The 14314-nt window shown below is 58.3% G+C and carries 14 protein-coding genes; 9 read left to right on the forward strand and 5 right to left on the reverse strand.

Annotation, left to right across the window (positions count from 1 at the left end; all coding sequences use genetic code 11):
• The first annotated feature begins 117 nt into the window (after positions 1 to 117).
• Both HGP31_RS08520 and HGP31_RS08525 read left to right on the forward strand, forming a co-directional pair.
• Complete coding sequence (locus tag HGP31_RS08520) at positions 118 to 558, forward strand: GlcG/HbpS family heme-binding protein (RefSeq protein WP_020797011.1); 441 nt, start codon at positions 118 to 120, stop codon at positions 556 to 558.
• A gap of 181 nt (positions 559 to 739) precedes the next feature.
• Complete coding sequence (locus tag HGP31_RS08525; protein WP_168757465.1) at positions 740 to 1198, forward strand: REP-associated tyrosine transposase; 459 nt, start codon at positions 740 to 742, stop codon at positions 1196 to 1198.
• Between the two features lie 104 nt (positions 1199 to 1302).
• Here the strand turns inward: HGP31_RS08525 and HGP31_RS08530 are convergent, their stop codons facing one another.
• Positions 1303 to 1908 (reverse strand): TetR/AcrR family transcriptional regulator, encoded by a 606-nt coding sequence (locus HGP31_RS08530; RefSeq protein ID WP_033043606.1) that lies wholly within the window; start codon positions 1906 to 1908, stop codon positions 1303 to 1305.
• Positions 1909 to 2042: 134 nt separating this feature from the next.
• Here HGP31_RS08530 and HGP31_RS08535 point away from each other — a divergent pair, with 134 nt between their 5' ends.
• Entirely contained in the window at positions 2043 to 2957 is a 915-nt protein-coding gene (locus HGP31_RS08535) for a DUF808 domain-containing protein (RefSeq protein WP_020797015.1), read from the forward strand.
• A gap of 107 nt (positions 2958 to 3064) precedes the next feature.
• Here the strand turns inward: HGP31_RS08535 and HGP31_RS08540 are convergent, their stop codons facing one another.
• Both HGP31_RS08540 and HGP31_RS08545 read right to left on the reverse strand, forming a co-directional pair.
• Positions 3065 to 3853 (reverse strand): MlaA family lipoprotein, encoded by a 789-nt coding sequence (locus HGP31_RS08540; RefSeq protein ID WP_020797016.1) that lies wholly within the window; start codon positions 3851 to 3853, stop codon positions 3065 to 3067.
• Positions 3846 to 5144, reverse strand: a complete 1299-nt coding sequence (locus HGP31_RS08545) for a hypothetical protein (RefSeq protein ID WP_020797017.1) — start codon at positions 5142 to 5144, stop codon at positions 3846 to 3848. The genes HGP31_RS08540 and HGP31_RS08545 overlap by 8 nt, the downstream gene beginning before the upstream one ends.
• Before the next feature lie 223 nt (positions 5145 to 5367).
• Here HGP31_RS08545 and HGP31_RS08550 point away from each other — a divergent pair, with 223 nt between their 5' ends.
• Positions 5368 to 5739 (forward strand): hypothetical protein, encoded by a 372-nt coding sequence (locus HGP31_RS08550; protein ID WP_020797018.1) that lies wholly within the window; start codon positions 5368 to 5370, stop codon positions 5737 to 5739.
• A 121-nt stretch (positions 5740 to 5860) separates the two neighbouring features.
• Here HGP31_RS08550 and HGP31_RS08555 read toward each other — a convergent pair whose 3' ends face one another.
• A complete protein-coding gene (locus tag HGP31_RS08555; RefSeq protein WP_168757466.1) occupies positions 5861 to 7456 on the reverse strand; it encodes a glycoside hydrolase family 17 protein in 1596 nt (531 codons plus the stop codon).
• Between the two features lie 288 nt (positions 7457 to 7744).
• On the opposite strand from HGP31_RS08555, the gene HGP31_RS08560 reads away from it, so the two are divergent.
• From HGP31_RS08560 to HGP31_RS08570, 3 genes are all read left to right on the forward strand, one after another.
• Positions 7745 to 8596, forward strand: a complete 852-nt coding sequence (locus tag HGP31_RS08560; RefSeq protein ID WP_008061176.1) for a glycine betaine ABC transporter substrate-binding protein — start codon at positions 7745 to 7747, stop codon at positions 8594 to 8596.
• A 238-nt stretch (positions 8597 to 8834) separates the two neighbouring features.
• Entirely contained in the window at positions 8835 to 9146 is a 312-nt protein-coding gene (locus tag HGP31_RS08565) for a DUF485 domain-containing protein (RefSeq protein WP_008052644.1), read from the forward strand.
• Positions 9143 to 10801, forward strand: coding sequence for a cation acetate symporter (locus HGP31_RS08570; protein ID WP_033044527.1), 1659 nt, complete (start codon positions 9143 to 9145; stop codon positions 10799 to 10801). The genes HGP31_RS08565 and HGP31_RS08570 overlap by 4 nt, the downstream gene beginning before the upstream one ends.
• Positions 10802 to 11923: 1122 nt before the next feature.
• Here the strand turns inward: HGP31_RS08570 and gltA are convergent.
• Positions 11924 to 13213: a citrate synthase gene (gltA, locus tag HGP31_RS08575; RefSeq protein WP_007959044.1), complete on the reverse strand. Its 1290-nt coding sequence runs from the start codon at positions 13211 to 13213 to the stop codon at positions 11924 to 11926.
• A gap of 363 nt (positions 13214 to 13576) precedes the next feature.
• Here gltA and sdhC point away from each other — a divergent pair, with 363 nt between their 5' ends.
• Together sdhC and sdhD are read left to right on the forward strand one after the other, a co-directional pair.
• Complete coding sequence (gene sdhC, locus HGP31_RS08580) at positions 13577 to 13951, forward strand: succinate dehydrogenase, cytochrome b556 subunit (RefSeq protein ID WP_083348457.1); 375 nt, start codon at positions 13577 to 13579, stop codon at positions 13949 to 13951.
• On the forward strand, positions 13945 to 14313 hold the full coding sequence (gene sdhD / locus HGP31_RS08585; RefSeq protein WP_083348458.1) for a succinate dehydrogenase, hydrophobic membrane anchor protein: 369 nt from the start codon (positions 13945 to 13947) through the stop codon (positions 14311 to 14313). Before sdhC ends, sdhD begins: the two co-directional genes overlap by 7 nt.
• The last annotated feature ends 1 nt before the right edge of the window (position 14314 follow it).

The raw sequence follows: 14314 nt of genomic DNA on the forward strand, positions 1-14314 counted from the left end.
CTTTTCGAGAATTATTGTATACAAAAAAATAATTCATTGTGTTCTATTTGTTGCATCTGCCTGCGGCACAACGAAGCAGGCTACCGGCTTTCCTAAAAACAAAATGAGGACGGCACCATGAGCGCTTTAACCTTGAAAGTCGCAGTCAACCTGGTCAACGAGGCCATCACCGCCGCACGGGCAATCTCCGCCGCGCCCCTGGCCATCGCGGTACTGGATGCCGGCGGGCACCTGGTCGCCTTGCAGCGCGAAGACGGCGCCAGCCTGCTGCGCCCGCAAGTCGCCATCGGCAAGGCCTGGGGCGCCATCGCCCTGGGCAAAGGCTCACGCCTGCTGGCGCTGGACGCCCAACAGCGCCCGGCCTTCATCGCGGCATTGAATAGCCTGGGGCAGGGCAGCGTGGTGCCGGCACCGGGCGGTGTGCTGATCCGCGATCAGGATGGGAATGTGTTGGGGGCGGTGGGGATCAGCGGGGATCTGTCGGATGTTGATGAGCAGTGTGCGATCAATGCGATCGAGGCGCTGGGGTTGAGGGCGGATGCTGGGGTGGCTGCTTGATATTTGATGATTGATCGACCGCTTTCGCGAGCAGGATATTTACTTGCACAGTAAATCCACTGTGGGAGCGAGCCTGCTCGCGAAGGCATTTTTCCAGACACATCAAGCTAAAAGTCTGCAAGACGATATGGCATTTCCAAGGCTAGGCTTTTCATGATTCCATCATGAGAGAGGCAAAGGAATGCCTGATTTAGCTGCTTCGCATCGCTTGAGAACCGGGCGTTATGCCGAGCCCAATCGAATCTATCTCCTCACTAGTAACACACATGATCGAGAACCGATTTTTGCCGATTTCACTTTGGGCAGGTTGGTTGTTCATCATTTTCGCCAAGCACAAAATTCAGGGCTAGTGGACTCTCTAGCATGGGTAGTCATGCCGGATCATTTTCACTGGCTAATTGATCTGTGGCGGGGGTCGTTGAGTGAGCTGATGCAAAGGACCAAATCCTTAAGCACCAAGGCGATCAATCTGTGCACTGGTCGTCAGATTAGTCTGTGGCAAAAAGGCTTTCATGACCGAGCACTGCGCCGTGATGAAGACTTGGTAAAAATGGCTCGGTACATTGTGGCCAACCCGCTAAGGGCAGGGCTAGTCGAGCGGCTTGGCGACTATCCGCTGTGGGATGCGATTTGGGTTTGAACTGGAACCGAGTTGCCTTTTTCGCGAGCAGGCTCGCTCCCACAATGGATTGGGGGGAGTCCTCTGTGTGGGAGCTTGCTCGCGAATGGTCGCGCCGCGGTATATCAGTCCGGCTCACACCCCTTGAGCACCAGCCGGATAATCGTCTGCGCAGCCGCTTCATAATCCTCTTCATCCAGCTTGGCCTTGCCGGTGATAGCAGTGATCTGCCAGTCGAAGTCGGCGTAGGTCTGGGTCGCGGCCCAGATGCTGAACATCAGGTGATTGGGGTCGATTGGCGCAATCTGGCCACGATCGATCCAGGTCTGGATGCAGTCGATGTTGTGCTTGGCCTGGCCGTTGAGCTGTTCGACCAGGTCGGAACTCAGGTGCGGCGCGCCATGCATGATTTCGCTGGCGAACACCTTGGAGGCAAAGGGCAGGTCGCGAGAGATGCGGATTTTCGAGCGGATATAGCCGCTCAGCACTTCACTGGGCACACCGTCGGGATTGAACGGTGTCGAGGCCTGCAGAATCGGTTCGATGATGCTTTCCAGGACCTCGCGATAGAGGTTTTCCTTGGATTTGAAGTAGTAGTAGACGTTGGGCTTGGGCAATCCCGCCTTGGCTGCGATGTCACTGGTTTTGGTCGCAGCGAAGCCCTTGTCGGCAAATTCTTCGCTGGCGGCACGCAGGATCAGTTGTTTGTTGCGCTCGCGGATGGTGCTCATAAACCAGGGGGTTCCTTGCCTGTACTGGCGGTGGCGCATGGTAGCACCGGCCTTCGGCGAGGCTCAAGAATGCTCCGTGCGGCGTCAGGCCGCGCTATGCTGCACGGCATTCATTCAAGAAGGAAAGCCGATTCATGGCAGGAAGCAGTTTGCTCGTGCTGATCGACGACATCGCAGCCGTACTGGACGATGTGGCGTTGATGACCAAAATGGCCGCCAAGAAGACCGCCGGGGTGCTGGGCGATGATCTGGCGCTCAATGCCCAGCAGGTCAGCGGCGTGCGGGCCGATCGGGAAATCCCGGTGGTCTGGGCGGTCGCCAAGGGCTCATTTATCAACAAGCTGATCCTGGTGCCATCGGCACTGGCCATCAGCGCGTTCATCCCATGGCTGGTCACGCCATTACTGATGTTGGGTGGCGCTTACCTGTGTTTCGAGGGGTTCGAAAAGCTCGCCCATAAATTCCTCCACAGCAAGGCTGAAGACCAGGCCGAACATGCCGAACTGGTCGAGGCAGTGGCGGACCCGGCGGTCGATCTGGTGGCGTTCGAAAAGGACAAGATCAAGGGCGCGATCCGCACCGACTTCATCCTTTCGGCGGAAATCATCGCCATCACCCTCGGCGTCGTGGCCGACTCGGCGCTGACCCAACAAGTCGTCGTGCTCTCGGGCATCGCCATCGTCATGACTATCGGCGTCTACGGGCTGGTGGCCGGCATCGTCAAGCTCGATGACCTGGGCCTGTGGCTGACCCAGAAGCCTGGGCAGATGGCCAAAAGCATCGGCAACGGCATCCTGCGCGCGGCGCCGTACATGATGAAAAGCCTGTCGGTGATCGGTACGGCGGCCATGTTCCTGGTCGGTGGCGGCATCCTCACCCACGGTGTTCCGGTGGTGCATCACTGGATCGAAAGTGTCAGTGCGGGGGCGGGCGGTGCCGGGTTTATCGTACCGACGCTGCTCAATGGGGTGGCGGGGATTGTGGCGGGGGCGGTGGTGTTGGTGGGGGTTCTGGCCGTCAGCAAAATCTGGCGAGCAGTCAAAGGTTAAACCCGTAGGAGCCGGCTTGCTGGCGATTGGCCCTTGAGTCTTGTGTAGACCTTTCGAGCGCTATCGCTGGCACGCCAGCTCCTACAGGGTGTTTGTGGCCGATGGTATTACTCGGCGATCTGCAACTTGCGCGACTCGGTGTACACGTAGCGCACCTTCTCATACTCGAACGGCGAGTTCAGTTGGCCATAACGGAAGCTGGTCTGGTTGCGTTTGTCGATGCCGCGCAGGATCCAGACTTCTGGATGGGTGGAGCTGACCTCGGACACATTGAGGAAGTTGATTGCATTCTCGGCGCTGAAGTCGACTGCCAGCCCGCCCGTGTCACGCAGATTGGACGGTCCCAGGATCGGCAGTACGAAATAGGCGCCGCCCGGTACACCATAGAAGCCCAGGGTCTGGCCGAAGTCTTCGTTCTGGCGCGGCAGGCCCATGGAGGTGGCCGGGTCCCACAAGCCGGCGATGCCGATGGTGGTGTTGAGCAGCAGTCGACCGGTGATCTCCATCGAACGCTGGCCCTTGAACTGCAACAGGCTGTTCAGCAGGTTCGGTACGTCGCCGAGGTTGTTGAAGAAATTGCTGACGCCAGTGCGCAAGAAGCTCGGCGTGATATAGCGATAGCCGTCGACCACTGGCAGGAACACCCACTGATCGAACCGGTAGTTGAAGTGGTAGACACGGCGGTTCCACTGCTCCAGCGGGTCGTAGACATTCAGGGCGCCGAGTGTCGAGCGTTCGAATTCGCGCTGGTCCAGGCCCGGGTTGAACTTGAGTTTGCTCAGGGGTTCCTTGAAGCCGTCGCTGTCGATGACGACAGGGGCGTTAGCTTTGCTGTTATCTGCATGGGCAATGCCTGCACTGAGTAACGCGGCGATAAGCAGGAGGTATTTAGCCACGGAAGAACTCCAGCATGGCGTCGCTGTTGACGCGATAGTTAAGGTTGCCGCAATGGCCTCCCAGCGGGTAAACGGTCAGGCGATCGCCAAATGTCTTGCGCAGGAAACCCAGGTCTCCAGGGCCGAGAATCACGTCGTCGGCATTGTGCATCACGGCGATTTTCGGGCTGTCATGCAGGTAGTCCTTCAGTGCATACAAGCTCACCTGGTCGATCAATTGCAGCAGGCTGCCGCCGTCGGTGCGGGCGCGCCACATCGGGATGACCTGTTCGGTGATGTAGCAGTCGAAGTCGCACTGCAGTGCTCGCTTGAAGTACGGCGAGAGGCTGGTGCCTTCGGTGATGGGCGTCTTGGGTGGAGTGATCAGGCCACGACGGTTGATCAGGTCCGACGTAAAGGCGATATCGGCGGCTGAAAAGCGGAACGAGGTACCGATGAGCATGGCCATCTGTTCGTTGCTCAGGTGCTGCTTGGACTGCTGGAAGTCGTAGAGCAGCGCGTCGTTGAGATCGATGTAGCCCTTCTGCTGGAAGTAACGGGTCAGTTTGTTCAGCACCAGCTCATAGAACGTTGTGGTGTTGGTGATGCCCTTGACCTCGGTCTGGACCAGCCGGTCCAGGTTGGTGATCGAGGTGTAGAGATTGACCGGAGGATTAAGCAGAAGCACTTTCTTGAAGTTGAAGCTGCGGCGGGTTTCGTCCAGGTGCGCAACGAATGCCGCATCCAGCGCGCCCAGGCTGTAGCCGGTCAGGTAGTAATCGGTGACCGGCAGTTTAGGGTTTTGCGCTCGCACCGCTTGCATCACGCGATACATGTCTTCGGCGTCGTCCTTGGTGATACCGGGCGTGGCAAAGCGTGAGGCGGCGCTCATGAAGTCGAAGCTGGTGGGCGACGACAATTGCACCACGTGGTACCCGGCCTTGTAATAGAGCTTTTTCAGGTATTCGTTAAGGCTGCTGTCATAGCGCGCGCCCGTGCCGGCGATCAGGAAAATCAACGGCGCGGCTTTATCCTGGGTGGCAATGCGATAGGTGAGCTTCTTCACTGGCCAGAAGTTGTCAGGCAGTTCGAATGCGCGTTCCGGGCGCAAGGTGACGCTGCGATCCGCCTGATCGATGTCGTCGTCCAGCGGCAGCTCGGGGCGCAAATCCGGCGGCGTCGTGGCAATCGTTGCCTCGAACGGGTTGGTCAAGGGGTAGCCATAACTGGCAGCGTCGATATCGACCGCCAGTGCGGACGCACTCAAAATAAGGCCGCCAAACAGGGCGGCGAAGCGCAAGGAACGGAGCATGACTAGATCCCTTAGAGAAGGTGCCGAATGAAGTTCGCAGGCTATGACCACTGGATCCGCGCCAAAGTGCCACGCATCGGCACCAAACAGGCCTTAATTCCGAGTAATAGTAGCGCGACGATACACTTTGCAGTGATTGAATGACCAGTTATCAGTTGTTATTGCTTGCGTCGGGCTGCCGGGGGATTAAGCTGGCCGCCGTTTTCGCGTATTGGAGTGCCCCATGTCCCGCCGTTTGCCCGTGATTGTGCTGCTTGTCCTGCTGCCCCTTTGGCTGATCGCCAGTTATGGCGCGCGCTACGGCTTCATGGAAGATGCGCAGTGGGTCGGTATTTGCGTGGATGAGGCAAGCCGTTGGGAATGCCAGGTGCGTTCGAACCTGGGGCTGATGATTCACTTCCAGGTATTGGGCTGGGGCGCGTTGGCTGCCGCCGTGATCGGCTTTGTGCTGCCAGGGCGGGCAGGGTGGTGGTTGGCGGTGCTGGCGCTGGTGTTCGGGTTTCCCGCATTGGCGTTGTACAACACGACGATGGCGGTGTTTGCGGTGGTGATTGCGGGGTTGCGGTTGGTCAGGGCCTCCCGTAGCACGCGATAGTGAGCTTTCGCGAGCAGGCTCGCTCCCACAGTAGATTTTCAATGAACACAGATTTTGTGTACTGCGATGATCACAATGTGGGAGCGAGCCTGCTCGCGAAGAGGCCGGATGCAGCGCCAAATCAGCCCTTGCGAACCCGCAAGCTGCGCCACAACGCCGCCACCATCAATCCACTCACCAGCGCCCAACCCCAGGCCTGCTGGTTGTGCAAACCTTCCTGATAAAGCTGAGGTGCAATACCGGCGCCAATGATGAAGGTCAACAGGGCGATCTCCCGACGCGGCACACTGACCGGGCGGCAAAGATAAACCAGTGCCGGCACGATGAACGCAACGCTGGGGAAACTGCGATAGCGCGGATCAAATACCAGTTCAAGCATCGTTACCGCCACGGCAAATCCTGCCACTGCCAGTATCCAGCCAGCCCGACGTTCCAGCGCATTGAATGCCCATCCGCGCCAACCGGTGCGGGGACTCAAGGTTAGCGCGGCATGGGCCAGCACCAGCACATTCAACGCGGTCAGCAAAGCAACCCATAGCCACTCACTGGCAAAACGCGTGGTGATCCGTGCCAGGTCGCCCCAGGCGCCAATCGAGCAAGCAGCCAGCGCCCCCAGCAGTGGCAGGACCAGTGCAGCGCGAGTGCTGCGCACGCGTCCACCGAGAAGCAGTGTGCCCAGGAAGATGAACCCACCCACCACCAGCCACTGCGACCAGTACGGCACATTGGTCACCGGTCCTGCGAGCACGCCCTTGTCCTGGCGATCCGCATCGAACAGTCCCCAGTAACCGCCGACTGCGCCCTCGCTGGCACGTTTCCACGGCTGGTCGAAGGCTTCGATGAGGTTGTAGTGCCAACCATGTTGCTCGGCCATGGCGACAAAACCACGAATGAACCTGGCTTCGTCGACCCGGCTTGGCAGGGCAATCCTGCGTTGACGGCCTTCACTCGGCCAGCCGGTCTCGCCTATGAACACATCCTTGGGGGCAAACATGCTGGCGAACGATTCGCGAATCATGGCGAGTTGCGACAGCGAGACCTCGACGTCCCAAGGGTAATCAGCCCAGTACGGCAGCAAATGGATGGTCACGAAGTCCACCGCCGGAGCGATTTCCGGGTGCTTTTGCCAGAACTCCCAGACGTCCGCATAGGTGACGGGCTGTTTGACCTGGCTTTTGACCCGCTCAATCAGTTTCACAAGCTGTGTGCTGGTGACTTCCTTGCGCAGCAGTGCCTCGTTGCCGACGATGACCGCCGTCACCACGTCCGGGTTGGCATTGGCTTCGGCGATCAGCAGCTCTACTTCCTTGGCGGTGTCCACCGGGCTGCTGTTGACCCAGGCGCCGATCATCATTTTCAACCCATGCTTGCGCGCCAGATCGGGTAGCGCCTCGAGCCCCGTCATCGAGTACGTGCGTATGCATTCGAAGCGAGTTGCCAGCAGCGCGAGGTCCGCATCCATGCGCTCGGGACGCAGGTTGAATGGCACGTCGAACGGCGACTGGTCCTTGTCGAAAGGAGTGTAGGAAGCGCATTGCAGCTTGTGCGAGGCACTGGCGACGTCCGGCAGGATCACCGGTTTGCCCAGGCCATACCAGAAGCCGCAGAGAGCAAACAGCCCCAGCAGGCAAGCAAATAAATACGCAAAAAAAGGAAAACGGGATGTCGCGGACATGGTCAGGCCGTGTGGGAGCAAAGCGGCGCATGTTACCTGCATTTATCTCCCGCTTGGTGGCCTGCATGATTTTGACATGCAAAGTTCGGGCGGATTGCCCGGAACGGTTGTCTGGCGCGGGATTAATGGCGTTCTGATGTCGTTTCTCGCTGCCTTGAGGTCGCTGGCAGAGCAGGTCGCTGATAGCGTCAGGTTGATGATCGCAACTGTCAGTACTCCACTGATGATCGAACGAGTTTGCGGTGGGGCGTGATGGGGGCGCTGTGCACTATAACTATACGTTGACGCGACTCGGCATCCGTCGAGCGCAGCACTTTCGGGGAAGTAACGATGAAGATGCGACGACTTTTAGGCGCAGGTGCCGCTCTGGTGCTTGCGATGGGCTCCACATTCGCCAATGCCGAGAACAAGACCCTGAGCATCGGCTACGTTGACGGCTGGTCCGACAGCGTTGCTACCACTCACGTGGCCGCTGAGGTGATCAAGCAGAAGCTGAATTACGACGTGAAGCTGCAAGCCGTCGCCACCGGGATCATGTGGCAGGGCGTGGCCACCGGCAAACTCGACGCCATGCTGTCGGCCTGGCTGCCAGTGACCCACGGCGATTACTGGGCCAAGAACAAGGACCAGGTCGTCGACTACGGTCCGAACTTCAAGGACGCCAAGATCGGCTTGATCGTACCGGAGTACGTCAAGGCCAAGTCGCTTGAAGACCTGAAGACCGATGACAGCTTCAAAAAACGCATCGTTGGCATCGACGCCGGTTCAGGCGTGATGCTCAAGACCGAGCAGGCGATCAAGGACTACGACCTGACCGGTTATCAACTCAAGGCCAGTTCCGGCGCCGGCATGATTGCCGAGCTGACCCGTGCGGAGAAGAAAAACGAATCCATCGCTGTGACCGGCTGGGTGCCACACTGGATGTTCGCCAAGTGGAAACTGCGTTTCCTGGAAGACCCGAAAGGCGTGTACGGCGCGGCTGAAACCGTGAACAGCATCGGCAGCAAAGAGCTGGCGACCAAGGCACCGGAAGTGGCCAAGTTCCTGAAGAACTTCCAGTGGGCTTCGAAGGATGAAATCGGCGAAGTCATGCTGGCGATCCAGGAGGGTGCCAAGCCTGAAGCAGCGGCCAAGGATTGGGTAGCCAAGCACCCGGAGCGCGTGGCTGACTGGATCAAGTAATAGCTGCACCGCCGTACCCTGTGGGAGCGAGCCTGCTCGCGATGCGTTCTGTCAGTTGACCGAGATGTCGACTGATCTGACGCTTTCGCGAGCAGGCTCGCTCCCACATTTATTTATTCTTGCTGGACTTTGGCGAATACGTCACGTGGTTCTAAGACTAAGGTCGTCTGGAACCTGCCCCGCAGCCGCATAGAGTGGATACCGTTCCAACTAAATCTGTGCTGCGAGGATAAAAACAATGAACGACAGCATTTACCTCTCGATTCAAAACAGCCCGCGATTCAAGGAGCTGGTTAGCAAGAGGGAACGATTCGCCTGGATTCTTTCGGCGATCATGCTAGGGCTTTACTCCGGATTCATCCTTTTGATTGCTTACGGGCCGCAGGTGCTGGGGGCGAAAATCAGCCCTGAGTCATCGATTACCTGGGGCATACCGATAGGTGTCGGGCTGATTGTTTCAGCCTTCATCCTGACCGGGATCTACGTACGACGCGCCAATGGCGAATTCGACGACTTGAACAATGCGATTCTCAAGGAGGCTCAGCAATGATCCGGCGTCTAATGGCTCTCTTGAGCATCGCAGCCTTCGCACCGGGCGCCTGGGCGGCTGACGCCCTGACCGGCGCCGTGCAGAAACAACCGCTTAACGTGTCGGCGATTCTGATGTTCGTCGCATTCGTTGGCGCGACCCTGTGCATCACCTACTGGGCGTCCAAGAAAAACAAGTCGGCCTCCGATTACTACGCGGCGGGCGGCAAGATCACCGGCTTCCAGAACGGCCTGGCGATTGCCGGTGACTACATGTCGGCGGCGTCCTTCCTGGGTATTTCCGCGCTGGTGTTTACCTCCGGCTACGATGGCCTGATCTACTCGATCGGCTTCCTGGTGGGCTGGCCGATCATTCTGTTCCTGATCGCCGAGCGCCTGCGCAACCTGGGCAAATACACCTTTGCCGACGTGGCGTCCTATCGCCTGGGGCAAACCCAGATCCGCTCGCTGTCCGCTTGCGGTTCACTGGTCGTGGTGGCGTTCTACCTGATCGCGCAAATGGTCGGTGCCGGCAAGCTGATCCAGCTGCTGTTCGGTCTCGACTACCACGTTGCGGTGATCCTGGTCGGTATCCTGATGTGCATGTACGTGCTGTTCGGCGGCATGCTGGCGACCACCTGGGTGCAGATCATCAAGGCTGTGTTGCTGCTGTCCGGCGCTTCCTTCATGGCGCTGATGGTGATGAAGCACGTCAACTTCGACTTCAACATGTTGTTCTCCGAGGCGATCAAGGTTCACCCTAAAGGTGAAGCGATCATGAGCCCGGGCGGCCTGGTGAAAGATCCGATCTCGGCATTCTCCCTGGGGTTGGCGCTGATGTTCGGTACCGCTGGCCTGCCGCACATCCTGATGCGCTTCTTCACCGTGAGTGACGCAAAAGAAGCGCGCAAGAGCGTGTTGTACGCCACCGGCTTCATCGGCTACTTCTATATCCTGACCTTCATCATCGGCTTCGGCGCGATCCTGCTGGTCAGCACCAACCCGGCCTTCAAGGATGCGGCTGGCGCGCTGTTGGGCGGTAACAACATGGCGGCGGTGCACCTGGCCAATGCGGTCGGTGGCAGTATCTTCCTGGGCTTCATCTCGGCGGTAGCGTTCGCAACCATCCTGGCAGTGGTGGCCGGCCTGACCCTCGCCGGTGCCTCGGCGGTGTCCCATGACCTGTACGCCAGCGTGATCAAGAAGGGCAAGGCCAACGAGAAGGACGAGATCCGCGTGTCGAAAATCACCACCATCGCCCTGGCGGTGCTGGCGATCGGCCTCGGCATCCTTTTCGAAAGCCAGAACATCGCGTTCATGGTCGGCCTGGCATTCTCTATCGCGGCGAGCTGCAACTTCCCGGTGCTGCTGCTTTCCATGTACTGGAAAAAGCTGACCACTCGCGGCGCGATGATTGGTGGCTGGATGGGCCTGGTGAGCGCTGTGGGCTTGATGGTGCTTGGCCCGACCATCTGGGTGCAGATCCTGCATCACGAGAAGGCGATCTTCCCGTATGAGTACCCTGCACTGTTCTCGATGATCATTGCCTTTATCGGGATTTGGTTCTTCTCGATTACCGACAAGTCGACGGCGGCTGACAACGAGCGGGCGCTGTTCTTCCCGCAGTTCGTTCGTTCGCAGACTGGTTTGGGGGCGAGCGGGGCGGTTTCGCACTAAGGCTTCAAGTTTGTTGGCTTAAATAGAAATGCCCCGATTGAGAGATTGGGGCATTTTTTTTGGGCGGTTATCGGACATTTTAGACGTGAGATTTGTCTGCGAAGGCGGCCTTACAGCCGACCTATCTTTTGTTAACCGGGTACATATCCATTCCTGCGGTAACGGCGACTTATGGTTTCGCCCTTACGGCGACTCACTTTTTTTCAAACGCCAAAAAAAAGTAAGCAAAAAAAGGCTCGCCCCAGCGTCCGGCCCCTCGCTAGGGCTCGGCGTTCCTTCGCTCCGGCATTCATCCGGGGGCATCGCCCTCCGGTTGGCTTCGCTGGCACCTCCATGCGATGTGTTCGACTGCGTCGAACGGCGCTGCGCGCCAATCCCCGGATGAACACCTCCACTCAGCCTCCCGATATAGGGCGGGTAGATCAAGATCAAAAGCTGAAGGCGAGCTAACGCTCGGCCTGATGAGTGGTGAGGGGCGGGTGTGCGCCAAAGTGTTTTTGTAGGGGAAAGGGTTGCCCGTGATGGCGGCCTGCGGCCGACGTGATTTTTGCAGATACCCCCAATTCCCTGTGGGAGCCAGCCTGCTGGCGATGGACGTCAACGATAACGCACCCTGTCTGGATGAATGCGTTGCCTGGATGTTCATCGCGAGCAGGCTAGCTCCCACAGGGGAATGTGGTCAGACCTGCAATCAGGTCGGCTGTCAGGCCGCCTCGCTTTTGCGTTTGATCTTGATCTGGCTTTTGATTTTCTTGCCACATCGAGAGGCCGAGTGGAGGTTCTGCGCAGTGGGTAAACCGGCATGGATGCCGGTTTAGCCGCGCTGGGCCATGGATGGCCCATCGCGGCGGGCCCACGGAGCAGGACCGGAGCGAGGGCATGCCGAGCCTTGGCGAGGCACCGAACGTCAGGGGCAAGAGCCCTTGGTTACTTGGGGCTCTTCCAAGTGACTCGCCGTAAGGGCGAAACCCTAAGTGGCCGTGACCGCAGGAATGGATATGTACCCAATCCCAACCCCAATCCCAATCCCAATCCCAAACAGCCACCATCGCCAAACAAAAACGGCCCCTATATATAGAGGCCGTTCCCGGTACAACTCAACACGCTACAGCAAGACAAATCTTACTTGCGGTCTTCCAGCTTGGTGATGTCACGCGACTCGTAGCCGGTGTACAGCTGGCGCGGACGGCCGATCTTGTACGGGCTGGAGAGCATTTCTTTCCAGTGGGAGATCCAGCCCACGGTCCGCGCCAAGGCGAAGATCACGGTGAACATGCTGGTTGGAATGCCGATCGCCTTGAGGATGATCCCCGAGTAGAAGTCGACGTTCGGGTACAGCGAGCGTTCGATGAAGTACGGGTCGGTCAGGGCGATCTCTTCCAGGCGCATGGCCAGTTCGAGCTGCGGATCGTTCTGGATGCCCAGTTCCTTCAGTACTTCGTCGCAGGTCTGCTTCATCACAGTGGCGCGAGGGTCGCGGTTTTTGTAAACGCGGTGACCGAAGCCCATCAGCTTGAACGGATCGTTCTTGTCCTTGGCCTTGGCGATGAACTTGTCGATGTTCGAGACATCGCCGATTTCATCGAGCATGGTCAATACGGCTTCGTTCGCACCGCCGTGGGCAGGGCCCCACAGTGCGGCGATGCCGGCAGCGATACAGGCGAACGGGTTGGCACCCGAGGAGCCCGCCAGGCGCACGGTGGAAGTCGACGCGTTCTGCTCGTGGTCGGCATGGAGGATGAAGATCCGGTCCATGGCCTTGGCGAGTACCGGGCTGATCGGTTTGATCTCGCACGGGGTGTTGAACATCATGTGCAGGAAGTTTTCCGCGTACGACAGGTCGTTGCGCGGGTACATCATGGGTTGGCCCATGGAGTACTTGTAAACCATCGCGGCCAGGGTTGGCATCTTGGCAACCAGGCGGATCGCGGAGATTTCGCGATGCTGCGGGTTATTGATGTCCAGGGAGTCGTGGTAGAAGGCCGAGAGGGCGCCGACTACACCACACATGACGGCCATCGGGTGGGCGTCACGGCGGAAGCCGTTGAAGAAGGTCTTCAGCTGCTCGTGAACCATGGTGTGGTTCTTCACGGTGCCGACGAACTGGGCCTTCTGCTCTGCGGTCGGCAGTTCGCCGTTGAGCAGCAGGTAGCAGGTTTCCAGGTAGTCCGACTTTTCAGCCAGTTGTTCGATCGGGTAGCCGCGGTGCAGCAGGATGCCGTTGTCGCCGTCGATATAGGTGATCTTCGACTCGCAGGAAGCGGTCGACATGAAACCAGGGTCGAAAGTGAAGCGGCCCGTGGCCGTCAGGCCCCGAACATCGATAACATCGGGACCAACGGTGCCGGTTAAAATGGGCAGCTCGACGGGGGCTGCGCCCTCGATGATCAACTGCGCTTTTTTGTCAGCCATGTGGCCTCCTATTTATGCTTGAAATCATCAGACAGACCCCCCACGCAGGGCCCGCACCACTATAGTGAGATAAATTTGAATGTCAATTTGCCTAAAGTCTTGCTCCAGAAGGCTTTAACCCTACTTTTTTATCGAAATTGACCGCCATTTACGCCTTTTATACGTGTTGCGCAATGCGCCGTTTTGGGAAGGTATGTCCGTTGTCATTAGTAGCCTAACTGTCTATACTCGGCCACCGACCGCCAAGGGCTTTTGGGCTTGCGTTATTGGGGGTCGCCTCCCTGGGTGGTGATTACCTGACCAGTGCACTCCCCAACAACTTTGCCCTGATTGTTAGGGGCTCTTCAGTGTGAAAAAAAAGCCGTGAAAAGCCAACGACCTGTAAACCTAGACCTAAGGACCATCAAGCTCCCCATCACCGGCGTTACGTCGTTTCTTCACCGTGTTTCCGGCATCATCCTCTTCCTGGGCCTGGGCTTCATGCTTTATGCATTGGGCAAATCCCTGGGTTCGGAGGAAGGCTTTGCCGACGTGAAGGCAACCTTGACCAGCCCTCTGGCCAAGTTCGTAGCATGGGGCCTCCTATCCGCTCTCCTGTATCACCTGGTAGCCGGTGTGCGCCACATGATTATGGACATGGGCATCGGTGAGACGCTGGAAGGCGGCACGCTGGGCTCGAAAATCATTATCGCCGTATCTGCGGTGCTGATCATTCTGGCGGGAGTTTGGATATGGTAACCAGCGTAACGAACCTGTCGCGTTCGGGCCTCTATGACTGGATGGCACAACGTGTGTCTGCGGTTGTTCTCGCGGCTTATTTCATCTTCCTGATCGGATACCTCGCAGCGAATCCGGGCATTGGCTTTGACCAATGGCATGGCCTGTTCGCTCACAACGGGATGCGTATCTTCAGTCTGCTGGCCCTTGTTGCCCTCGGCGCTCACGCCTGGGTTGGCATGTGGACCATCGCGACCGACTACCTGACGCCGATGGCGCTGGGCAAGTCCGCAACTGCAGTACGTTTCCTTTTCCAGGCAGTATGCGGCGTTGCGATGTTCGCTTACTTCGTCTGGGGTGTGCAGATTCTCTGGGGTATCTGAT

Origin of the sequence: Pseudomonas umsongensis, from assembly GCF_012647205.1 — a bacterium.
Classification (GTDB): domain Bacteria; phylum Pseudomonadota; class Gammaproteobacteria; order Pseudomonadales; family Pseudomonadaceae; genus Aquipseudomonas; species Aquipseudomonas umsongensis.